The sequence below is a fragment of the Methanosphaera sp. ISO3-F5 genome (genome assembly GCF_034480035.2).
Taxonomy (GTDB): Archaea; Methanobacteriota; Methanobacteria; order Methanobacteriales; family Methanobacteriaceae; genus Methanosphaera.
This window is the reverse complement of sequence record NZ_CP118753.2, coordinates 515,781-539,994: the sequence shown is the minus strand read 5'-3', so window position 1 is coordinate 539,994 and position 24,214 is coordinate 515,781. Positions and strand designations below refer to the sequence as shown.

The window sequence follows — 24,214 nt, the reverse complement described above, 5'->3', positions numbered from 1 at the left end:
GTACAAATCATTTTAAAATAAATTGTACATATAATATATTATAAGTAATTTATAAGTGAATTGTATTATGAATCCGTACATTGAAATTTTGCGTGTTGGTAATGCTGTGATGGCTTTGATTGCTGTGGTTCTGATGGCAATTATTGGAAAAACTTTTTCTTTCGGAATTGTTTTAGGAGCTATTAGCGTATTTTTGGCTACTGGAGCAGGTAACACGATTAATGATTATTGTGATTATGAAATTGATAAGATTAACAAGCCTGATAGGCCAATACCTTCTGGTAAGATTAAACTAGAACATGCATTGTATTATAGTTTAATACTTTTTGTTATTGCAACAATTCTTGGTTTCTTTATTTCCTTTGAAAATGGGGTTACTGTTATTATCTGTTCATTGTTAATGATAGTTTATGCTTATGATTTTAAGCAGAGGTGTCTTATTGGAAATGTTACTGTTGCTTTGCTTACTGGTTTAACCTTTGTTTATGGTGGGCTTATTACAAGGGATGTTAACTTAGGTATCTTTTTAGGTTTCTTTGCTTTTCTTATGACTTTGTCTCGTGAGATTATTAAGGATACAGAGGATGTTGAGGGAGATCTTGAGGAGGATGCTCGTACTTTACCTATTGTGTATGGTTCAAGAAATGCAGTTATGTTAGCTGTTGTACTAAATATATTGACTTGTTTGCTTAGTCCAGTATTATATATTTATAATGTGTTTAGTGTTGTGTATCTTGTAATAGTTTTAGTTGCTGATATAATATTCATTTATTCTGCTGTGCTTGCATTGAAAAATCAGGAAAAAGAGAATATGCATAGAGTTTCAAAACTTATGAAGATTGGGATGTTTGTTGCATTCATATCTTTTGCGGTGGGCAGTATAATATAATAAAATAATTTTATGGAGGAGAAATGAAGTGGATAATTTAAATGATATTTTAATGTATGATGAAACAATTTTTCAGGATATGACTGTTTTTAATTCAGATTATCTTCCTGAAAATTTTAAGTTAAGAGAGCCACAGATGAGAGAAATGGCTTTATCTTTAAGGCCTGCTTTAATGAAGGGAAAACCTATTAATAATCTTATTTTAGGTCCTCCTGCTACTGGTAAAACTACTTCTATTAAGAAGTTGTTTGAGATGGCTGAGAGTGATTGTGATGATGAGATTATATGTGTGTATGTGAATTGTCAGTTGCATTCGACTAAGTTTGATATTTTTTCTCAGATTCATAAGAAAGTTGTTGGTCATACTCCTCCTGAGACTGGTGTTCCTTTTGCAAGAGTATATAATAATATTATGAATGAATTGTATGATTCTGAAAAGGCTTTGATTGTTGCATTGGATGATATTAATCATTTGTTTCATGGAAATTTGATTAGTGAAATTTTTTATGATATTTTAAGGGCTCATGAGTCTTTTAATGGTGTTCGTACGGGAATTTTTGCTGTTTTATCTGATATTGATTTCAGGTATATTTTGGATAAGAATGTTGGTTCCATTTTTAATGCTACTGAGATTAATTTTAAACCGTATGATTATAGTGAAACTTTTAATATTCTTAAAGAAAGAGCTAATCTTGGTTTCTTCCCTGATGTTATTGAGGATAGTTTATTGGAGAGGATTACTGATTTTACTATGGAGTATGGTGATCTTCGTTTAGGTATTGATTTGCTTCGTATGAGTGGTAATAATGCTGAGATGAATGCTTCTCGCATAATTTCTGGGGAAGATGTTGATAAGGCTATTGAGTCTGCCAGTAGTATTAGTTTAGGTTATATTTTAGATACTCTTTCTTCTAATGAGAAGAATCTTCTTAAGTTTATTAGTAGAGTTAATGAGAAAGAGATTACTTCTGGTGATTTGTATAAGTTATATAATCGTGAAAATAAGATAGGTTATACATCTTATAATAGGCTTATTAATAAGTTGGAATTTTTACGTTTGATTGATACTAATTATACTGGTTCAGGTAATAAGGGTAATTCCCGATATATTACTTTACGTTTTGATACTAAGGAGATTAAAGATAATCTTTAGTAATAAGAGTTAAGTAGAAAAAAGAGTATTGATTGTTTAGTATATTATATAGTATTCATTTTTGAGTATTGTGTTAAAGGTCTTGTTTTCTTCTCCAATGTTTTTCTTTTTTGAGTTTTTGTGTTTTATTGTTTTTTGTGTGTTTTGTGGTTTTATCATTTTATTCCTCGTATGTTTTTTGATTATATTCCTGTTATGACAAATAATTCTAGTGATAGTAGGAATAGTGTAGATACTGTTATGATTGTTGTTATTGCTGTGATGTTTAGTTCTTTTATGTTGATGTCATTGTTGATGAATTGTTTTTTTGGTTCTAGAGTCCTTATTTTGTTTTGTCTTGTATTTTTAAACATTTTTATCACCTATTTTTTTAAAAAATAATATCCGTGGAGATGGATTTTTTTTACGGATTTTATTTCATGTTTCTATAATTTGGGTATATTTTTTTGTTAATATAAATGAAATCCAAGGGGTCCTGGTAAGTAATAAGGGGTCTTGGTAAGTAATCAATGGGGTCTTGAGAAGTAATGTATGTGGATGTGAAAAGTAATAGTAACACTTTGATAAAAACAATTTAAACCAGGACATACCCCCCAAAAAAAAATATTGAAAAATAGAACAATAAAATAAAAAAATTGATTTAAGAATAAGAACGAAAAATAAACATATGACAAACAAATTCAAATATTTTGATACAACAGCAGATATAGGAATCAAAGTAACATCCAACAATATAGAAAAAGCATTCGAAAACTCAGCATTAGCTACATTAAATTTAATAACAGACATAGAGAAGATTAAGCCAGAAATAACAAAAAAGATTACATTAACATCCGAGGACGAATATGGATTATTATATGATTGGATAACCGAACTACTAATATTATTAGATAGTGAAAATTTCATGGCATCACAATATAATATAAAAATTACAGAAAAAGAAAACGAATATTTACTAACAGGCAAAATAATGGGAGATACCTATGACACCACAATATACAATTATAAAACAGAAGTTAAAGCCATAACCTATCATGAAATGAACATAGAAAAAAAAGAAGACCAGATAAAAATTAAGTTCATCGTGGATTTATAAAAAATTAAAAATATTGATAAAAACAGATATTAAAAATAGATAAATAAAATATTAAAAAAAAAAATTATATGAAACTTAATCAATTTACAATAAAACTGAGTGAATAAAAATGGTAGGTAAGCAAGATTTAGAAAAAATAAGAGATGGAGTATATGAAATTCCATCATCTGCCAGAAAAGATATGAGAGTACCAGCTCGTATATACTTAGATGATGAATCCGCAAAAACAATAGAAGACAGTGCAATAAACCAAGTAGCAAATGTAGCCTGTCTTGAAGGAATACAGAAAAGATCAATAGGATTACCAGACATACACTTCGGATACGGATTCAGTATAGGAGGAGTAGGAGCATTTGCAGAAAACAATGGAGTAATAAGTCCCGGCGGAGTAGGATTTGATATTAACTGTGGAGTAAGACTTATAAAAACAAACCTCACAGAAGAAGATGTTAAACCACACATGCAGGAATTAGTTGATGAACTGTTCAAGAAAATACCATCCGGATTAGGAAGTAACGGAATAAAACATTTAAAAGAATCAGAAATTGATGAAGTATTACTTAATGGTGCAACATGGGCCATAGAAAACGAATACGGATGGGAAGAAGACCTTAAATTCCTTGAAGAAAATGGTTGCATGAAAGGAGCAGACCCTGATGCAGTCAGTACAAAAGCAAAAAGAAGAGGAATACCACAACTAGGATCACTAGGTAGTGGAAACCACTTCCTAGAAATCCAATCAGTTAATAACATCTACGATGAAGACACAGCAAAAAATTATGGACTGGAAAAAGATCAAGTTGTAATCCTAATTCACACAGGTTCAAGAGGATGTGGTTACCAAATCTGTGCAGATAACCTGAGAGAAATGGATAAAACCGCAAAAAGATTAAAAATGAACCTACCAGACAGACAACTAGCCTGTGCACCAATAGATTCTGATGAAGCACAAAAATATTTACATGCAATGGCCGCAGGTGCAAACTATGCTTGGACAAACAGACAAATGATTCAACATTGGACAAGAGAAACATTCGAAAACATATTCAAAAAAGATGCAGACAGTCTAGGAATGCACGTACTATATGATGTTGCCCATAACATAGTAAAAAGAGAAAGACATAAAGTAGGCAAACTCACAAAAACAGTTTATGTTCACAGAAAAGGAGCAACACGTTCATTCGGTCCGGGACAAAAAGAAATCCCACAAGAATATCGTGACTATGGTCAACCAGTACTTATACCAGGAACTATGGGTACTTGTTCATACGTTTTAGCAGGTACAGAAAATGCAATGAATGAAACATTTGGTTCAACAGCACATGGTGCAGGTCGTGTACTAAGCAGATCTGGTGCAAAACGTGAATTTTCACCGGAAGAAATACAGAAACAATTAAGAGAAAAAGGAATTATTCTTAAAGCAAATTCACAGCCAGTTATAGCAGAAGAAGCACCTAATGCATATAAAGATGTTGATGCTGTTGTTAAAACTGCTGACCAAGCAGGCATTAGTAAACTTGTAGCACAAATGAAACCTTTAGGTGTAATTAAGGGGTAATCAGATGATCGGCATTATTGGTGGAACTGGTACCAGCTCATTAAAAGAAACATATCCTCTGATAAGAGAGGAAATGATTGACACAAAATATGGAAAAGCTCCGCTTATCAGTATTCTGGAAATTGATAATAAAGAAGTTGCTTACATTCCACGCCATAGTGAGGGTCATAGTGTACCCCCACACAAAATTAATTACAGAGCAAACATTGAAGCATTAAACATTATTGGAGTAAAACAAGTTTATGCCACAAACTCAGTGGGTTCTCTTGATACCAACATCATGCCAGGTGACTTGTTAATTCCAGACAATTTCATAGATTTTACACATAGCAGAGTGTCAACATTCTTTGACGAGGAAGTTGTACATATTGACTGCACGGAACCATACTGTGAAAACTTAAGACAAACATTAATAAAATCTGGTGAAGTTCATCCATATGGAATTTATATTGCTACTGAAGGTCCACGATTTGAAACAGGCGCAGAAATACAATTCTATAAATTGATTGGTGGTAAAGTTGTAGGAATGACTGGCGTACCTGAAGTGGTTCTAGCAAAAGAAAAGCAGATGTGCTATAGTAGCATTTGTGCTGTTACTAACTATGCTGCATCAATATCCCCACATAAGTTAACCACTACAGAAGTTATTGATGCGATGAAGGATTGTGAAGAAAAACTAATCAAGATAATTACAAAAAGCATTAAAAATACTAATGAAAATTTGATTTGTGAATGTCAAAATACTTTAAATGATGCAATAATCTAATAAATTATTTATGTTAAAAAAATTATATTAATTTCAAAGAGTTAAATAATAGAAGGGGTTGAGTATGACTAATGAAATTATAAAGGAAATTGAAAATCTTAAACAAGAAAAAAATGCTATAATATTGGCACATAATTATCAACCAAAAGAGATACAGGAAATTGCAGACTTTGTAGGAGATTCTTTGGAATTATGTATTAAAGCTAGTAATGTTGATGACACAGATATGATAATATTCTGTGGTGTTAATTTTATGGCAGAAACTGCTGCAATATTGAATCCAGACAAGAAAGTTTTATTACCAGATAATAGGGCAAATTGTCAGATGGCAGATATGATTTCATTAGAAGAACTTCAAGAAGCAAAAAGACAACACCCAGATAGTGAAGTTGTGTTATATGTTAATAGTAGGGCAGAAACCAAGAGTGAAGCTACAATAGTTTGTACTTCAGCAAATGCGGGTAAAATTGTTTCATCATTAGATGGTGATGATTTCATATTTGCTCCGGATCATAATCTTGGAACATACTCTGCTAAAGAATCAGGTAAAGAAGCTATTATAGTTCCAGAGGATGGGCATTGTTATGTACATACAATGTTTAAACCAGAGGATATTGAAGAAGCTAGGAAAAAACATCCTGATGCTAAGATTGTTGTTCATCCAGAATGTAATGATGATGTAAGAGTTCTTGCAGATTATGTTGAAAGTACTGGTGGAATGGTAAGACTTGCTAAGGATCCTGAAATTAAGGAGTTAGTTGTTGGTACTGAGATAGATCTTGCTACCAGACTTAAACGAGAAAACCCTGATAAGGAATTTTATCCTTTAAGACGTGACGCATTTTGTCTTACTATGAAACTTATTACTCTTGAAAAGGTTAGGGATGCACTTAAAGAAGAAAAGTATGAAGTTACTGTTGATGAGGATATTGCTGATAAGGCTCGTGTTGGAATTCAGAGAATGTTAGATTTATCCTAATTTCAGAGATATTCATCTTTTAACTACTTTTTTTTTAATTAAATTGGAGGAGCTGTCAAGAAAATGGAATTAAATGATTTTAAATTTTCATTGAATAAAACATTGATTGCAGGTATTGTTCTTGCATTGTTAGGTTTTATCATATTATTTACGGATTCTGTTGATTCCTTTGTTACGCAGCTACTTTGGCCCTTATTGGAAGGTTCCTCTGAGGGAAAAACTGTACTGTTTTTATGGTTACTTGCAGTGACTCTTATATTGTCTTCTTTTATAAGAGATAACGAAAAAGTTAAAAAATTTCTTTATAAAAGTGAAGATTATCATTTGAAGTATATTAAGCTCTCAATTATTCTTTTAATTACCTGTGCATTAATTGGATTACTTATTGAAGCATATATTAGGCAACAGTTTGGAGTATCATTTTATACAATTCTTACTTCTATGAGTTCTTCTACTAGTACTAGTAGTCCTATGCATTCTCATGCTTATAAGTCTGTTTTAGGTTTCTTTGCCAAGTATTTTGTTCCAGGACATGTTAATACTGCTTCATCAATCCTTCCACTTGTAATGCCTTATGTTTTGGTTATTGTAGTGTTTTGGCCTGTCTGTTACATTCTTGGACTGATTGGTTCATGTGATATGAAGGATTTACATAGGATTGTTGCTAGTGTTGCTTTGGTTGTTGCTTTAATAGGCTTGCTTGATGGTGGCATATTTTCTCAACCATTCCTGATTGGAATAGGGTTCATGCTATTAGCTTATTATTCTAATGGTAAGATTGGTTTAAAATATTTTGTTAAACCCGTGGTTATTATGGGTTATATTTTATTGCTTGCCATGATTATTGAAGTTGGTGGAAGCGATACTGAAGTACATACTTTAACTGTTGTTAACCAGTCAGAACCTGTTGATATGACAGAATTTAATGTTACGAATGTCGTGGTTAATGGTGACTTAACAGTTTATACAATGAATAGCAGTACACCAGATAAAGAGTTGATTCAGGAAGTGTTCACCAAGTTTAAGGGTAAATGTGACTTAACGTTCATGTCGTGGAACTTTTACACGTATCTTGATAATCCTACTATGAGATTAAGACAAAATAGGTCTTAATTATTTACTATTTTTTTAAAAATAAGGAAAAAAGGAATGTTTTTTTAGAATAAATTAATGGTATATGATATGTATGTTAGTACTGCTGCTATTATCATTGTAACAATGTATATGGGTAAATTCCATTGAATAACCTTTGATCCATCTAATGGTGGTATTGGCAGCAGGTTAAATACTGCTAGGAAACTGTTTACATTAAATGCCAGTACTAATGTTAATAATAGTACGTACATCATTCCAGCATTTTGCATTGATAAGTATGGTCTAAGTGTTAATGTTAAAGCTAAGAAGAATAATGCTAATATTATGTTTACGATTGGTCCTGCTATGGATATTTTACCGTTTTCTTCTGTTGTTACCATCCTACCATAAGATCCGAAGTATACTGCTCCAGGAGCAAATATCATGAAACCAAAGGGTATGGACAATAATCCCAGTATCAGACCATAGTCCCATCGACGAAATTCTGAGAAGAATCCGAATCGTTGTGCTACTACTTTGTGTCCAAGTTCATGTAATATAAATCCTATGCCTACTGCTACAAATGAAATTGGTATAAATAACATTAAACTATCCATTGACCATCCAAAAGGTCTTGTAACAGATAATGCATAAAGTATTGTTAAAGCTATTACTGCTATGATAATATCTCTAATTTCTTCTCTTGAAAATGTTATCATTTTTAATCCTCTTAATATTTTTTAATTAAATATTTTAATATACTGATTAATAGTTTTTTAGGAAGTAATTTTAATTATAAATAATAAATAGTTAAAGTAGTTTAAATTGATACTTTCCATAAACCTACTTTTAGATGTGATTTGATGAAAGTTAGTATAATTATACCTTCATATAATGAGGAAGAATTTCTTCCAAACTTGTTAACAAGTATACAAAGACAGGAATTTGATGATTTGGAAGTGATAATTGCAGATGCTAATTCAACGGATAAAACCGTGGAAATAGCCGAATCATATGGTTGTAAAGTTGTTCCAGGGGGTTTACCTAGCGTGGGACGTAATAATGGGGCAAAAGTTGCTAGAGGAGAATTATTACTCTTCTTGGATGCTGATTCCGTTTTAACAAATAATTATATTTCATCTGCTGTTGAAGAGTTCGAATTACATAATCTCGGAATTGCAATTACACAGATCGTGCCTTTAGAGAAGAGCTTTATTAACCAGTTAACCCATGAATTTGCTAATTATATGACTAAACAGATTTCAGAGATTAAACCTCATGGTGCTGGTTGTTATGGTATTTTAACTTATAAATCACTTCATGAAAAAGTAAATGGTTTTGATGAAACCCTTGATTTTGGTGAAGATACTGATTATATTGAACGTATTGGTAAAATAAGTCGATTTAAAGTTCTTGAGAAACCACGTTTGCTTATTTCTACAAGACGTTTAGAAGAGGAAGGTTTGAAGGATATTACATTGAAGTATGCTAAAAGTACTGCAAGACAGATGGTGGGAAGTAAAGTGAGTCTAGAAGAATTAGATTATAGTTTTGAACATGGCGTTCATAGAAAGAAAAACAGAATTTTTTATTCATTATGTGGTGAAGGATTAGGTCATGCTATACGAAGTGCTGTGGTTATAGAATACCTTATTAATGAGGGTTATGACTTGATTGTTTTTGCTAGTGACAGGGCTTACAAGTATCTTAGTAACAAATTTGAGAATGTTTATGAGATTAGTGGCTTTAATACTGTTTACGAAGACAATGAGGCACGTTATAAGAAGACTTTTGTTTATAATATGAAGGATGTTCCTAGTGATTTGAAGAATAATATTAATAAGATGTATAAGTTAGCTAAGAAGTTCAAACCAGATTTGATTATTTCTGATTTTGAGTTTTATGCAAACCTATTGTCACATATTCTTAGTATTCCTTTATTATCTATTGATAATATGCATGTAATTACTGAAGCTAAGTATGATTCTCCTACCAAGTATGCTAAGGATAAACTTTTTGCTGAAGCGGTCGTGCATGCTTTTATACAAAGAGCGGATAGAACATTAATTTATTCATATTTTTATCCTCCACTAAAAAATGAGAATACAACCATGTATGTTCATCCAATAATTCGTGACGAAATATATGCTCTTACACCAACTGTTAAAGATTATATTCTTGTTTATCAGACCAGCGACTCCAATAGTCAGCTTATTAAGTTGCTTAAAGAGAATTCTGATAAGAAATTTATTGTTTACGGTTTTCATAAGGATGAACGTGACGGTAATGTATTGTTTAGATCATTTACTGAAAAACAGTTATTTAAGGATTTTAAAGATGCTAAATGTGTGATTACTAATGGTGGTTTTTCCTTAATTACTGAAGCATTGCAGTTAGAAAAGCCCGTGCTGAGTATTCCTGTTAATAAACAGTATGAGCAAATTCTTAATGCGATGTTTGTTGACCGTTTAGGTTATGGTGAACATCATGATAGTGTTAATCAAGTAATTCTTGATAATTTCTTAGAAAAAGTTGAAGTTTATAGAAAAAATATTCAAGAGAAGTATGATAAACATCATGATAATGTTGAGACTCTTGAAACTCTTAAAAGTACTATAGAAGAATTATTCTATATGTAACTCTTATTATTTTTTAAGTTGGCCTAGTAAGGCTTCTTCGAATGATTCGTATGTTGCTTCTTTTCCTGTGAATATTTTGAATGATTCTAGTCCTTGATTTATTAGCATACTTGTTCCATTTATTGTTGTTGCTCCATTTTCTTTTGCTTGTTTTAGTAGTTGTGTTTCTAGTGGATTGTATATTATGTCCATTACCACATGTTTATTGTTTATGTTGTCTGTTTTTATTGGTGGTTTTACCTGATGATTGGGATACATTCCAATTGGTGTGGTGTTTATGATTATGTCTGTTTGATTGAGTATTTCGTCGACGTTGTTTATTTGTTGATAGTTTATGTTTGTGAATTCTGTTTGTTTTTTTATGTTGTTTATCAGGTTTTCTGCATTGTTTTGTGAACGGTTTGCTATTGTTAATGAATTGATGTTTTCGTTGATTAATGTGAATGATATTGCTTTTGATGCTCCTCCTGCTCCTATGATTAAAATATTTTTGTCTTGTAGGGTGGTGTGTTCTTGTATTGATTTTATTGCACCTATTCCGTCTGTGTTATATCCTTTTGCTATTCCGTTTTTGAATTGTATTGTGTTAACTGCACCTATTTTTTCTGCTGTTTCATCTATTTCGTCAAGGTATGGTATTATTGTGGTTTTATGTGGTATTGTTACATTTAATCCTTTAATATCCAGTGTTTTTGATGAATTTATTAGTTTTTCTATATTTTCTGGTTGAACATGGAATGCTACGTAGACGTAATCCATATTTAGTTGTTTGTATGCATTATTATGCATTGGTGGTGACATACTATGTTCTATAGGATGTCCTATAACTCCTGTTATCTTGGTTTTTCCTGTTATCATCTTTACTTATTCCTATCGTTTTAGAGTAAAATTCTATATATAATTAATTATATATATTTATGTAATTTGTAAGTAATTATAAATCTCTGTTTAAGTGGGTTTTATCATTTATTACTTGTTTAAGTGGATGTTTATTTTTTTTATGGATTACTGTTTTACCCTATTACTTTAGTATGTTGCCTTGTTTATCCATACTATTTTTTCATAGTTATGTGTAAGTATTACATGTATTAATTAATAGAGAAAGGAATTAATGATAACATTATATCATTAAAATAATCGTAGAGTTGTAATATATATGGAATTTAATAAACCTAGAGGAACTAGAGACTTCCTATTTGAGGATATGGAAGAAAGAAAATATGTGGAAAACACTATTCGTAGTGTTGTGGAAAATTACGGATTTAAAGAGATTAAAACTCCTATTTTTGAAGATTTGGAATTATTCACTACCAAAAGTGGTGAAGGTATTAAGGAAGAAATTTATCATTTTCAGGATAAAGGTGGAAGAGATTTAGCTCTTAGACCAGAACTTACAGCTAGTGTTTCAAGATTATATAATAATAACCTTCAGAAAGCAGCAAAACCTTTGAAAATGTATTATTTTGGTAGTTGTTTCAGGTATGAAAGACCACAAGCAGGACGTTTCAGGCAGTTCTGGCAGTTTGGTATAGAAGTTATTGGCGGAACTCCAGTTTATAATGAAGCAGAGATTATTGCCATGGCAAACGATGCTCTGAGTAAAGTAGGTATTAAAAATTATGAGGTTGCCATAGGACATCTTGGTATTATTAAAGGTGTTCTTAATCATTTAAATATCTCCGCTGAAGATATTACCTCAATTATTGCAAGTATAGATAAGGAGGATTATGAATTACTAAACTCATTACTTGATGATTGTAGTGTAACTGATGAGTATAAGGACATTATAAATAAAATTATTAATGTTAATGGTTCACGAGGAGACCTTGAAGATCTTAAAGCTTCTGTGGAAGATATTGAAGAGAGTTATGATGCTGTCTGTCAGTTAATTGAAACCTTGAAAGTTGTTGAAACTTTTGGTTTTGAAGAGTATACTGTTAAATTATCTATTGCTCGTGGACTTGACTATTATACTGGAATTGTGTTTGAAGTTTATGTTCCTGATTTAGGAGCTGAAAAACAGATTACTGGTGGAGGAACATATAATTTAACTGCACTCTTTGATTCTGAAGAAGTGGAATCTACAGGTTTTGCTTTTGGTTTTGATCGTATTATGGAAGCTTATCATAGGCAGAACCTCGCGTATGAAAGTAATGATGATAATAAAGTTCTTGTTGTTCCTATTAAGAAAGATTTTAAATTAGATGCTATACGAGTTGCTCAGAAGTTACGTAGCAATGATATTATTACTGATATTGATCTTAAAGGTAAAAAACTTAAAAAGAATTTATCTTATGCGAATAACAATAATATCAGCAATGTTATTATGATTGGTCAGAGTGAAGTTGAAAATAATACTGTTACACTTAAGGATATGCTTAGTGGAGAACAGGAAACGATTTCTTTAGATGATGCTATAGAAAGATTATCACACTAGTTTGGTGATGTGGATGATTAAACCTAACTTCAGACACGAAATAAATGGAAAAAAGTTAGCTACAGCTATAGCACAGGATTATGAAAGTAATGAAATATTGATGGTTGCATTTATTGATGAAGAAGCTTTCAATAAAAGCATTGAAACAGGTAAAGCTCATTACTTTAGTACAAGCAGGAATAGTGTTTGGTTTAAGGGAGAAGAATCAGGCCATGTTCAAGAAGTCAAGGAAATACTATTCGACTGTGACATGGACGCAATAATATTCAAAATCAAACAAAACGGTGGAGCATGCCATACAGGACATTACTCCTGTTTTTACAGGAAAATATCCCCTGACGGAAAAAACATTGAAGAAAATACTAACCTAATATTTAATCCAGACGAAACATACAACTAAGGGAGGTGAAATAGTGACAAAACTAGTACCTGATACTAGCATACTCATAGACCAAAAATTTTATGAACTAATACAGGACGAATACCCAGACGCAGAAGTACTCATACCAGAAGCAGTATTATCAGAAATAGAAAATCATGCAAACAGAAGAAAAGAATTAGGATATAAAGGTATAGAAGAAATAAGAAAAATAAGACAACTAAGTGAAGAAGGAAAAATAAGCATAAACTTTGTAGGAAGAAGACCACAATTAGATGAAATATCAATTGCAAGTGGTGGAGAAATAGATGCAATGATACGAGATGTTGCAAGAAAATATAATGCAATACTTGTAACAAGTGACAAACTACAAAGAGACATTGCAGAAACACAAGCAATAGAAACAATATTCTTCGAAAAAGAAGGACCAGTAACTCTTGAAAAAACAGAACTAGAAAGTTTCTTCACAGAAAACATGTCCTCAGTACACCTAAGAGAAAACACGACACCAATAGGTAAACGAGGAACACCCGGACATGTAGAATTAGTAGAAATAGACTATGTTCCACTCAGATACAAGGATCTTGACCGAATTGCAAAAGAAGTAACAGAACAAGCAAAACTAAGACATGACTGCTTCATAGAAATTGATAAAAAAGGTGCTACAGTCATACAATTTGGAGACCTTAGAGTAACAATAGCAAAACCACCATTTTCGGACGGATTCGAAATTACTGCAATTAAACCAGTGAATAAACTTAACCTTGATGACTATAATGTATCCGAAAAATTAATGGACAGATTATCAAACCAGGCCAAGGGTATTCTAGTTGCAGGTTCACCAGGAGCAGGAAAAAGTACGTTCGCACAAGCATTAGCAGAATACTATTACTATGACATGGAGCAGATAGTAAAAACCATGGAATCACCAAGAGATCTTAACCTTGATGATAACATAACCCAGTACGCACCACTAGAAGGAGACATGGAAAATACAGCAGACATTCTTCTACTTGTACGGCCAGATTACACAATATTTGACGAAGTACGAAAAACCAGGGACTTTGAAATATACTCCGATATGAGATTAGCTGGAGTGGGTATGATTGGAGTAGTACATGCCACAAGAGCTATTGATGCAGTTCAAAGATTTATTGGAAGATTAGAACTGGGAATTATACCCTCTGTTATTGACACTGCAATTTATATTGATAAAGGAGAAATTAATGCAGTTTATTCTATCGAGTTAACTGTGAAAGTTCCTACAGGTATGCTTGAAGCAGATCTTTCAAGACCGATTATTGAGATTAAAGACTTTGAAACCGGCGAATTATTCTATGAGATTTATACTTATGGTGAACAGACAATTGTAATGGATGTTAACAAGACAAGAGAAGAATCTGAAGATAAGGAAGAAGAGAAAAGTCCTGTTAGTAAGATTGTTGAAAAAGTTATTAGAAAAGAAGTTGATCGTGTTGCTCCTAATGCCATAATGGAAGTTTCATTAATTTCACCTAACAGAGTATTGCTTGAAATTGATGAAGACCATACTGGTGCAGTGATTGGTAAAAATGGAAGAACTATTTCACAGATTGAGGAACGAGCAGGTATAAGTATAGAAGTTACTACACTTGAAATTAAAGAAATTGATAATAAGATTCCTATTAATGTCAAGGTTTCTGGCAATTATCTTTCATTGAATTTTAATAAGGAAGATATTGGTTCAAGTTATGATATTATTGTGGAAGATGAGTACTTGTTTACTGCTACTGTTGGTAAAAAGGCAAATATCCGGCTTAAGAAGGATATTGAAATGGCTGAAATTATTATTAAAGCTATGAAAAGAGATGAACCTGTATATGCTCGTTTAAGAAATGAAGAATTATTCTAGAAGATGATTATCATGAAAATTAGTGTTTCAACATTAGGATTGTATCCTGCTAAAATAGAGAATATTTTAGACTTTGTTACTGGACTTAAATTAGATTATCTTGAAATAATTACTGAGTATCCTTACAAGCATGTGACTTATGATGATGTTTCTAATTATGATCTTGGCATTAGTGTTCATGCTCCTATGTCTGATATTAATATTGCTTCACATATTGATAAGATTAGGGATGCATCTAATGCTGAAATGGTTAGTGCATTCAGAAAGGCTAATGAGTTAGATGCTAATCGTGTGACTGTTCATCCGGGTTCTATTCCTGTTATGGCTTTGAAGTTTACTGATAAAATTTTGGAGTATAATCTTGAATCTTTAAAATATTTGCAGTCACAGGCTGAGGAGTATGGAGTTATGATGTGTGTTGAGAATATGCCCCTGCTTGAACGATTGTTATATACTAATATTGAAGCTTTGTATGATTTAGTGGATAATGAGCTTCATTCTGGTATTACGCTTGATGTTGGTCATGCACATAATAATGGTTTTAGTGTGGATGAGATGTTTATGAGTGATTCTATTCATCATATTCATTTAAGTGATAATGATGGTTCTTATGATATGCATGATGCTCTTGGTACTCATAATATAGATTTTGAAGGTATATTTAACATTCTTGAAAAACAGAGGTATGATGATATTTGTGTTATTGAAGTTTATTCTGTTAATCAAATACGTAAAAGTGTGGATTATTTGAAGGAAATTAATGTATTGTAAAAGGAGTTGATTATTATTCCAATGTATTCTGTGTTAAATGAGGATCGTGTTATTGTTAAGCATGAACATGCACATAATTTATATAATAAACGTTATTATGGAAATTTAACCGATTCGGGTCTTGAATTATCATTTATTGAAGCATTATATTTGCTTGAAAAGAATAAGATAGAAATTTATGATGATAATGAAGGGATTATAAGTATTGAACATATGACTGATATTATTAGGAAAAAGCATATTTTTTCTCATTATCTTGTATATAAAGACCTTCGTACAAGGGGTTATATTATTAAGACAGGTTTTAAGTATGGTAGTGATTTCAGGATTTATGAAAGAGGCCATGCTCCTGGTGATGGACATTCTAATTATCTGGTAAAAATATTATCGGAGGAACAGGAGATTAAGGTAAGAGATTTCTCCAGTTATGTCCGTGTTGCTCATGGTGTGCGTAAGAATTTGCTTCTTGCTGTTGTTGATGATGAATATGATATCACTTATTATGATATTGAATGGACTAGGCCATAAAAAGAATTTATTGAATATAGATGAGATTATAGGGAGTTGATGTATTATGGATATGATTGATCCATGGGGTTCTTCAATTATTGATTATGAGAAGTTAACAGAACAATTTGGTATTAAAGCGTTTAAAGATGTTGTGGAAGATATTCCTGATGCTAGTAAATTGATGACTAGGGGAATAATCTTTGGTCAACGGGATTATTCACGGATTGCTGATGCATTGAAAAACAATAAGAATTTTGCTACTATGACTGGTATGATGCCTAGTGGTAAGATGCATATTGGACATAAAATGGTTGTTGACCAACTTAAATGGTATCAGGAGAAAGGTTCCGATATTTATCTTTCCATTGCAGATATGGAAGCTTATGCTGCTCGTGGAATAGGTAAAGAAGAATCTAGAGAGCTTGCACTTGTTGAATATATTGAGAATTATATTGCTTTAGGTTTAGATGTTACTAAGGATAATTTTCATTTATATCTTCAATCTGAAAATGAGGATGTTAAGAATTTAGCGTATCTTATTGGTAAGAAGGTTACATTTAGTCAGATGAGGAGTATTTATGGTTTTGATAACAGTACCAATGTTGCTCATATTTATACTCCACTGTTACAGGTAGCTGATATTTTACATCCACAGTTAGAAGAGTATGGTGGTCCTAAGCCAGTTATTGTGCCGGTTGGTCCTGACCAGGATCCTCATATACGACTTACACGGGATTTGGCCAGTAAATTTAATGAGGAATATGGTTTTATTGAACCTTCTGCTACTTTTCACCGGTTTATGACTGGTCTTACAGGAGAAAAGATGAGCAGCAGCAAGCCTAAAACTGCTATTTACTTAACTGATTCTGTTAAGGATGCGACTAAGAAGGTTAAAAGTGCTAAGACTGGTGGACGTGACAGTTTACAGGAACAGAAGGAGTTAGGTGGTCAGCCTGATCAATGTTCTGTATATGAATTACTTGTATATCATTTGGTTGATGATGATAAAGAGTTAGAATCTATTCGTAGCAAATGTTTGTCCGGTGAGATTCTTTGTGGTAATTGTAAACAGTGCGCTGTGGAACTGTTAACGGATATGTTTGAAGAGCTTGATTCTAAGCGTGAAGAAGCTCATGAAATTGCTAAGGACTTGTTATGATAAGTCTTTTTAATAACCTCCACACTTTTTTTAATACTTTTTTTAAGTGATAATTGAACATATTTTCATTAAAAGATTAAATATTAATTGGAATATAAAAATAAGTATATTCAGATAGATATGAACAAATTTACTTAAATATTTGTTAAAAATTATTAATTTTGACCTGAATCATGATTAGGAGGGTTTATGATGGTTGAAGAATTAGAAGAAATTTGGACTAATTACGATAGACAAACAGTTTTTAATTATGTGGAAACCAGATTACATCATTATCTTTTTACAAAAATTTTTAAAGATGAAGCAGAGATAATGAGTAAAATTATTGAAATTAATGAAATGGAATTGTTAGGTTTTAAATATAATTATTTCTTAAACATTCCTGAAACTCAAGAGTTAATCAATAATTTTGATGAAATTAAACAGATAATTGGTAATGATGATTTGTCTAAAGAAGAACAGGATGATGTTGTTGGTCTTGTAAAATATCTTTTTGAAAACATTAAAAATGCTGATATGGGTAATATCAAGAATAAAAACTTTAGTTCATTTAGTTTAGATAGTATTAACAAGAACTTATTGGATAATAAGAAGAAAGTTTCTGAGTTATTAAAAGATGATATTTTTTCATCCGTAGAAACTCCGGATATTATTGATATTTATCTTCTTGAAAGTGCTTGTAAGGCAACTGATGAGTCATTCAATCTTGCAAGATCTTATGAAGTATTTGATGAATTATTCATGTTCCCTAGTAAAATTGAATTATATAACACTATTACTAAGGAAATTCTTGTTGCAATGAGTAATGATAAAATATTTGAATTATATGTTTTACTTAATACTTTAGAAGTTCTTGAAACCACTAAGGGTACTATAACATTTAAGAAGGCTGGTGTTCCTGAATTAGCTGAATATTATTATCAAGTTGAAGAAAATAGTATGGAGCATACAACGGTTATGCAAATATTCTTCCATGATTTACCGGAAGAATTATCTGCTAAATTCAAACCGTTACTTAAATATCCGTACATTTGTCTTCGTATGACTAACTCTGTTAAAGCTCAAAATCTTACTCGTATAAGTTATTTATTGCTTGAAATTGAAAGAATAACAGATAATCAGATTAAGTATAAATGTAAAGCTACTGAGGATATACGTAACATCCTTGTTGTTTGGGATCACAGATTATTTAATGATGAAAAATCACATATTAAAGTTCTTGATTATAAAACATTGCAGATGGGGCTTAACAAGTCATTTGGTAATATTTTCAAGTTTCCTAATATTGAGAATGTTGATATTATCTTGGAGTATTTACCTTACTTTGAAGATACTAGTAATGAGTTTGTTAGGATTGAGAACGGTCAAAGATATTATGATGATGAGGCTGACTTCTTTAAGGATGATTTGTATCAGGAGAATATTTATAAAACTTTTGATAATCAGAAAGATTGGGAAGAAAAGGGTTGGAAATATATTAACAACCATGAACTTATTAAAAGGCTTGATTTGTTAGATATTCAGAAGATTGTTTTCCTTATCATGCAAAAAGAGAATACTCGTCCAGGATTTTTAGGAAAGCTTATGGAAGATGGTACTGTTCTTACTATTCTTAGACGTTTGAAAGAGATTAGGGATATTAATGAGAGTGAGATTACTGATTTGTATTCACCTTATGCTAAACTTAAATGTTGTCCTATACATGACCCTGATTTCTATGCTGAAAAGGAAAAGGAAATGGGGGATCTTGTTTCCAGACAGTCTGAAGAGTTTTCTGAAGATGAATTAAACGTTAAATAATCTCCTTATACTTTTTTTTATTTTATTATTTTAATTTAAAAGAAGTTTATATATTTTAAAATTTTATTTAATAATACAATACACCATATAAGTATTACTTTTTTAAACTATCATATATAAGGCAGTATTAAATTATTACCATCCTACTATTTTTAATTGATAAAGTAATACTTATTTAAACTTTATTTCAAATACTACACTTAAATTTTTATATAAATCTCAAATAAAGAAGAGATAATCCCCCAAAATTCAATATGTTTATATAATATTAAAACAAACATATATATGAGAATCATAAAAATTATTAAAAATGTATTACATTTTAATTAAAAAAAATAATAAGGAGGCAAAAAATTGCACATACCAGATGGTTTTATCTCATTACCACTTTGTGCTATATTATACATTATAGCAATAATCTTTTTATACCTCTCCGTCAAATGGAGTAAAGATAATTTAGACGAAAAATATGTACCACTTCTAGCAGTATTAGCTGCAGGTATCTTCGCAATTCAATCATTCAACTTGCCAGTTCCATTCGGATCAAGTGGACACCTATTAGGTGCAGCATTAGTTGCAATAATATTCTGTAGCCCATATGCCGCAATAATAGTATTATCAATTGTATTAGTACTACAAGCATTATTCTTCGGAGATGGAGGAATAACTGCATTAGGAGCAAACATTCTAAACATGGCAATAGTTGGAGGATTCGTAGGATACTACGGATTTTCAGGATTACAAGACAAAATTGGAAAATATCCAAGTATCTTCATAGCAGCATGGGCAGGATGTTTCATAGCAGCATTAGTAGCAGCATTAGAAATGGCATTAAGTGGAACCTTCCCTATAACTGAAGGATTATTCTTCATGGGAGGATACCATGCAATGATTGGATTAATTGAAGCAGTAATCACTGTTATAATTATTAAAGGAATCGAATCAGTAAGACCTGATTTATTAGCATACAACAGGTGATAACATGGAAAAGAAAAATATTTATATCGGAATCTTTGTAATAGCATTAATAGTATGTGTCTTATCACCATTTTTAGCATCAGGAGATCCAGACGGACTTGAAGCATCAGCAGAACATATCAACCCTCAAGTATTAGAAGCAAAACAAGTAATTGAACCAATGATGCCTGATTACACATTACCAGGTATGGAAGACAACCCATTAGTAGGTGTTGTATGTTTAATAATTGGTGCTGTACTAACTGTTTGTCTAGCCTATGGTGTATTCAAATTAGTTAGTAAAAACAAATAAAACTATTTTTTAAAATTAAGGAAAAAAAATCATATAAATATGATTACTTTTCCATTATTCTTTTAACAATTATTAATACAAAAAAAGAACATAAAAAAACATAGCGAAACTTTTGGAGATAATATTGTGGTAAGCATAAATGAACTAAGACAACAGGAATACTTATCCAACCAAAACAGTATATTACACAACATAGACAGTAGAATAAAATTAATCGTATTAATTATTACAATATTATTTGCTGTTACATCCTCAAACTACATAGTATTCATAATACTGGAAATATATTTAATAAGCTTAATCGCAATAAGCCGAATATCCATAAAAGATGCATTAATTCGAGTACTTCTAATATTACCCTTTGGACTATTCATAGCAATATTTCAACCATTTGTACATCCCGGTCAGGTATTATACACACTTCCCCTGGGAATAAATATCACACTAGAAGGAATAGAATTTGCTGAACTATTAATGGCAAGATTAACGATAAGCGTTACCTCAATAGTGCTATTCTCTTATATAACACCAATGAAAGACATAGCAGAAGCTTTCAGAAGATTACATGTTCCAAATGAATTTGCTATGATTTTCTCATTATTTGTTCGATTCATTTTCTTATTCTATGATGAACTAAACAGTATAAGACAGGCACAGGCAAGCAGATGCTTTGCCCTTTCAAACAACACACCATACATGTGGAAAGTAAAACAAATAGGATATTTATTCTTAATGATGTTCTTAAGAGCTTATGAAAGGGGAGAAACTGTTTATGCTAGTATGGCGAGCAGAGGCTACAATTCAGAAAGTACAATATATTATTCAAAAGAAAAACTATCCACAAACAGCAAACTATACTTAATAATACCAATAATATTAATCATCATATTAATAACATTACAATACCTAAGAATAATATAAGATTATTCTTTTAATGAAAAACTAGAATAAAATTAAAAATATCAAGTAAAGTCAATTAAATATCCATACTATTTTAACTGAGTAAAAACATATAATATATTAGTTATTTATAATTATCATTTATCATATTTTTCAGAATTAAAAATAAATTAATTGAAAACGACGGTGAAAAATAATGGATTCCATAATTAAATTAGAAGATATTAAAGTTAAAGAATGGGGAACAGCAAAAATTGAGTTTGAAGTTACTGATGAAAATGGCAATCCTATTGATGGTAGAATTGCAGTGAAAATTAATCAGAAAACTCATTTTAATACAAAAGTTAAAGATGGAAAATTTTCTGAAGTCATGGATTTTAGTTCATACCATAATAAAGAGTACCGGTTAGATGTTATCTATGGTGGTAATGCTGAATGTGCTCCATCTATGCAGACTGCTAAGATTATTGTTGAAAAAGCTGATCCAATATTTATTTCAATTAAAGAGTTACAAAATGCATGCTACAGATTAAAAAAATGGATAGAAGTTAATAAGAAAGTTCCGGGCAAAATTTTAATTGACAAACATGAAGTAACTATAGGTAATTTATTTAACTTACTTGTTACAGCCGTGAAAAATCTCAGTGAAAATAATAAAGATGATATTGAACTTAAATGGGTACAAACACCTTCAGTTTCTAGTGAAACCATTACAGAAGATATGTTGCTTAGTTATGATGAATATATTAAAATTACTGAAGATTTATATACTGAAATGGATGAAAACAAGTTTTGTCCAGGTTTTGTAGATTATAATGAGGAAAAAATTGGTTTTATGAACCTTATTTACATCTATTCCACATTAATCACCAACAGTTCTGTTGATAATGGATTATTATCTGGTGTTTATGTTACACCTTGGAAGAAAGTAGTTGCTTAAACTATTAATTCTTCAAATCTTTTTTTTAATATAATTCCAAAAAATATTTTCGTGTTATCAATGTCCTTGTTTTAGAACCTCCAGGTTTAACTGTATTTTCTGTAAATTCTTGTTTTATTGTTATACTATTGACATTGTATCTTTAATTGAATGTTAAGTTATATTACAAAGTAGACATTGTTTTGTTATCTGGACATATATTATATGAATATTATCAACAATTTTTAATAAGTATTATACTAAATTCATAAAATTAAGAACTATTTTTTAAATTATTCAAATCATACCCTCAAATAAGTTTTCAGAACAAAAACAATAAAAACAATTAAAAACAGAGTAATAAATAGTATAAAAATTTTATAAAAAAAATAGATGGTGTGAAAAATATGTCAGCAGCTGAAGATAGAATTAAACAGATAGAAGAGGAAATTAAAAAGACTCAAAAAAATAAAGCAACATCACACCATATCGGTAAACTAAAAGCACAGATTGCACAACTTAAAGAAAAAATAGAAAAACGTAACAGTTCTTCAACCAAAGGAGAAGGATTTTTAGTTAGAAAAAGTGGAGATTCAACTGCTGTATTATTAGGATTTCCATCAGTAGGTAAATCAACTATTCTTAACTACTTAACTAATGCAAACTCAAAAGTAGGAGCATACGAATTTACAACATTAGACATAGTTCCAGGGATTATGGAGTATGAAGATGCAAAAATTCAGATATTGGATATTCCTGGTATTATTAAAGGTGCAAGTAAAGGAAAAGGTAAAGGTAGGGAAATATTATCTGCAACACGTAACGCTGATTTAATTATAATGGTTTTAGATGTATTCCAACCGGAACATATGGAAGTTATCCTTGAAGAGGTAAGAAATATTGGTGTGCGTCCAAATGAGAAAAAACCGGAAGTTAAAGTATCTAGGAAAAAAATGGGTGGATTAAACATTGTTTCAACTGTTGAATTAACTCATTTAGATGAAAAAACAATTCATTCCATTTTAAGTGAATATGGTATTCATAGTGCGGATGTTGTGCTAAGGGAAGATGTTACAATAGACAGGTTTATTGATGCTATGGAACCTAACCGTGCATATATTCCTATGACTATTGTTGTTAATAAGATTGATCTTGCTAGTCAGGCACAACTTGAAGCGTTAAGAGAGAAGTTACCTAATGCTTTGTTTGTATCTGCTGATGATGGTATAATGATGGAAGAGTTAAAAGAAAGGATTTTTGTTGATCTTGATTTGATTAGATTATATCTGAAACCTCAGGGTAAAAAGGCTGATATGGATGAACCTTTAATTATTCGTAAAGGTTCAACTATTGAAGATGTTGCACATAAGTTACATAGGGACTTTGTTAAAAACTTTAAATATGCTAAAGTTTGGGGTGATTCAGTTAAATTCCCTGGTCAGAAAGTTGGATTGGAACATGTTTTAATGGATCATGATATTGTCAGGATTATTATTAAAAAATAATAAATTCAGAATTACAAAAAAATTTAATCAAATTAATGTAAAATTTAATGAAATTATGTAAGAGTATATATTTGATAGAAACATAATATTTAATTGTACCCACAGAACAAAATTTATTTTTAAATTGTGATTGAACATATAATTTCTATATAACAAAATTATATAGAGTCACAGTTACTTTTTTTTATTTGAGATTTTTTCTAGTTTAAAGCAATCATTTTTTTAATATGTTATAAAGTATATTTGAAGTTGTATCATGATAAATGAGTTGTTCGTAGTTTGGATAACTTTTAAAATTACCTTATCAAAATTAATCAAATATTAACAGAATATATGTTAATTTATATATTAGTATTAGTACAAAGAACTAATTGTACCCACAAACACATATAATTGTTTTAAATTGTGAAGTGAATAATTTTGTTCACTAGTCACAGTTATTTTATTTTTAATATTTTTACCTAATTTTAGTATTTATTAATTTTTGGTGTAATGTTTTTAAAGTAATTATTAATAATT

General features: G+C 30.7%; 24 protein-coding genes. 20 read left to right on the top strand and 4 right to left on the bottom strand.

What is annotated here, in order from left to right; translation table 11 throughout:
- The first annotated feature begins 67 nt into the window (after positions 1-67).
- On the top strand, positions 68-889 hold the full coding sequence (locus PXD04_RS14270; protein ID WP_323735504.1) for a UbiA family prenyltransferase: 822 nt from the start codon (positions 68-70) through the stop codon (positions 887-889).
- 28 nt (positions 890-917) lie between these two features.
- Positions 918-2,042: an ORC1-type DNA replication protein gene (locus PXD04_RS14265; RefSeq protein WP_323735503.1), complete on the top strand. Its 1,125-nt coding sequence runs from the start codon at positions 918-920 to the stop codon at positions 2,040-2,042.
- Positions 2,043-2,078: 36 nt separating this feature from the next.
- Here the strand turns inward: PXD04_RS14265 and PXD04_RS14260 are convergent, their stop codons facing one another.
- A complete protein-coding gene (locus tag PXD04_RS14260; RefSeq protein WP_323735502.1) occupies positions 2,079-2,201 on the bottom strand; it encodes a hypothetical protein in 123 nt (40 codons plus the stop codon).
- Positions 2,202-2,224: 23 nt separating this feature from the next.
- The gene (locus PXD04_RS14255; RefSeq protein ID WP_323735501.1) at positions 2,225-2,395 is read right to left on the bottom strand and encodes a hypothetical protein; all 171 of its coding nucleotides are present in this window, start codon (positions 2,393-2,395) and stop codon (positions 2,225-2,227) included.
- A 314-nt stretch (positions 2,396-2,709) separates the two neighbouring features.
- On the opposite strand from PXD04_RS14255, the gene PXD04_RS14250 reads away from it, so the two are divergent.
- The 5 genes from PXD04_RS14250 to PXD04_RS14230 all read left to right on the top strand — a co-directional run bounded on the left by PXD04_RS14250 (position 2,710) and on the right by PXD04_RS14230 (position 7,554).
- Positions 2,710-3,138 (top strand): archease, encoded by a 429-nt coding sequence (locus PXD04_RS14250; protein ID WP_323735500.1) that lies wholly within the window; start codon positions 2,710-2,712, stop codon positions 3,136-3,138.
- Positions 3,139-3,247: 109 nt separating this feature from the next.
- Positions 3,248-4,696 carry an RtcB family protein gene (locus tag PXD04_RS14245; RefSeq protein ID WP_323735499.1) on the top strand — a complete coding sequence of 483 codons (1,449 nt, stop codon included), beginning with the start codon at positions 3,248-3,250 and terminating at the stop codon, positions 4,694-4,696.
- Positions 4,697-4,700: 4 nt separating this feature from the next.
- On the top strand, positions 4,701-5,462 hold the full coding sequence (locus tag PXD04_RS14240) for an MTAP family purine nucleoside phosphorylase (protein ID WP_323735498.1): 762 nt from the start codon (positions 4,701-4,703) through the stop codon (positions 5,460-5,462).
- A gap of 64 nt (positions 5,463-5,526) precedes the next feature.
- Positions 5,527-6,441 carry a quinolinate synthase NadA gene (nadA, locus tag PXD04_RS14235; RefSeq protein WP_323735497.1) on the top strand — a complete coding sequence of 305 codons (915 nt, stop codon included), beginning with the start codon at positions 5,527-5,529 and terminating at the stop codon, positions 6,439-6,441.
- Positions 6,442-6,504: 63 nt separating this feature from the next.
- A complete protein-coding gene (locus PXD04_RS14230) occupies positions 6,505-7,554 on the top strand; it encodes a hypothetical protein (protein WP_323735496.1) in 1,050 nt (349 codons plus the stop codon).
- Positions 7,555-7,598: 44 nt separating this feature from the next.
- On the opposite strand, the gene PXD04_RS14225 is transcribed toward PXD04_RS14230, so the two are convergent.
- Positions 7,599-8,234 (bottom strand): site-2 protease family protein, encoded by a 636-nt coding sequence (locus PXD04_RS14225; protein ID WP_323735495.1) that lies wholly within the window; start codon positions 8,232-8,234, stop codon positions 7,599-7,601.
- Positions 8,235-8,378: 144 nt separating this feature from the next.
- Here PXD04_RS14225 and PXD04_RS14220 point away from each other — a divergent pair, with 144 nt between their 5' ends.
- Complete coding sequence (locus tag PXD04_RS14220) at positions 8,379-10,154, top strand: MJ1255/VC2487 family glycosyltransferase (protein ID WP_323735494.1); 1,776 nt, start codon at positions 8,379-8,381, stop codon at positions 10,152-10,154.
- A 6-nt stretch (positions 10,155-10,160) separates the two neighbouring features.
- Here PXD04_RS14220 and aroE read toward each other — a convergent pair whose 3' ends face one another.
- Positions 10,161-11,012: a shikimate dehydrogenase gene (gene aroE, locus PXD04_RS14215; RefSeq protein ID WP_323735493.1), complete on the bottom strand. Its 852-nt coding sequence runs from the start codon at positions 11,010-11,012 to the stop codon at positions 10,161-10,163.
- 298 nt (positions 11,013-11,310) lie between these two features.
- Between aroE and hisS the strand changes: the two genes are divergently transcribed.
- The 12 genes from hisS to PXD04_RS14155 all read left to right on the top strand — a co-directional run bounded on the left by hisS (position 11,311) and on the right by PXD04_RS14155 (position 23,695).
- Complete coding sequence (hisS, locus tag PXD04_RS14210) at positions 11,311-12,591, top strand: histidine--tRNA ligase (protein WP_323735492.1); 1,281 nt, start codon at positions 11,311-11,313, stop codon at positions 12,589-12,591.
- 16 nt (positions 12,592-12,607) lie between these two features.
- Positions 12,608-12,991, top strand: coding sequence for a phosphoribosyl-AMP cyclohydrolase (hisI, locus tag PXD04_RS14205; RefSeq protein WP_323737441.1), 384 nt, complete (start codon positions 12,608-12,610; stop codon positions 12,989-12,991).
- A 13-nt stretch (positions 12,992-13,004) separates the two neighbouring features.
- On the top strand, positions 13,005-14,861 hold the full coding sequence (locus PXD04_RS14200; RefSeq protein ID WP_323735491.1) for a PINc/VapC family ATPase: 1,857 nt from the start codon (positions 13,005-13,007) through the stop codon (positions 14,859-14,861).
- A gap of 12 nt (positions 14,862-14,873) precedes the next feature.
- Complete coding sequence (locus tag PXD04_RS14195; RefSeq protein ID WP_323735490.1) at positions 14,874-15,632, top strand: sugar phosphate isomerase/epimerase family protein; 759 nt, start codon at positions 14,874-14,876, stop codon at positions 15,630-15,632.
- A gap of 21 nt (positions 15,633-15,653) precedes the next feature.
- Positions 15,654-16,160: a tRNA-intron lyase gene (endA, locus tag PXD04_RS14190; protein ID WP_323735489.1), complete on the top strand. Its 507-nt coding sequence runs from the start codon at positions 15,654-15,656 to the stop codon at positions 16,158-16,160.
- 52 nt (positions 16,161-16,212) lie between these two features.
- On the top strand, positions 16,213-17,301 hold the full coding sequence (locus PXD04_RS14185) for a tryptophan--tRNA ligase (protein WP_323737440.1): 1,089 nt from the start codon (positions 16,213-16,215) through the stop codon (positions 17,299-17,301).
- Positions 17,302-17,490: 189 nt separating this feature from the next.
- Positions 17,491-19,101, top strand: a complete 1,611-nt coding sequence (locus PXD04_RS14180; RefSeq protein ID WP_323735488.1) for a DUF6508 domain-containing protein — start codon at positions 17,491-17,493, stop codon at positions 19,099-19,101.
- Positions 19,102-19,455: 354 nt separating this feature from the next.
- Positions 19,456-20,079: a cobalt transporter CbiM gene (cbiM, locus tag PXD04_RS14175; protein ID WP_323735487.1), complete on the top strand. Its 624-nt coding sequence runs from the start codon at positions 19,456-19,458 to the stop codon at positions 20,077-20,079.
- Positions 20,080-20,083: 4 nt separating this feature from the next.
- Positions 20,084-20,371 carry a PDGLE domain-containing protein gene (locus tag PXD04_RS14170; RefSeq protein ID WP_323735486.1) on the top strand — a complete coding sequence of 96 codons (288 nt, stop codon included), beginning with the start codon at positions 20,084-20,086 and terminating at the stop codon, positions 20,369-20,371.
- A gap of 126 nt (positions 20,372-20,497) precedes the next feature.
- A complete protein-coding gene (gene cbiQ / locus PXD04_RS14165; protein WP_323735485.1) occupies positions 20,498-21,292 on the top strand; it encodes a cobalt ECF transporter T component CbiQ in 795 nt (264 codons plus the stop codon).
- Positions 21,293-21,467: 175 nt separating this feature from the next.
- A complete protein-coding gene (locus PXD04_RS14160) occupies positions 21,468-22,211 on the top strand; it encodes a hypothetical protein (protein ID WP_323735484.1) in 744 nt (247 codons plus the stop codon).
- Positions 22,212-22,597: 386 nt separating this feature from the next.
- The gene (locus PXD04_RS14155; protein ID WP_323735483.1) at positions 22,598-23,695 is read left to right on the top strand and encodes a GTP-binding protein; all 1,098 of its coding nucleotides are present in this window, start codon (positions 22,598-22,600) and stop codon (positions 23,693-23,695) included.
- Positions 23,696-24,214 lie beyond the last annotated feature (519 nt).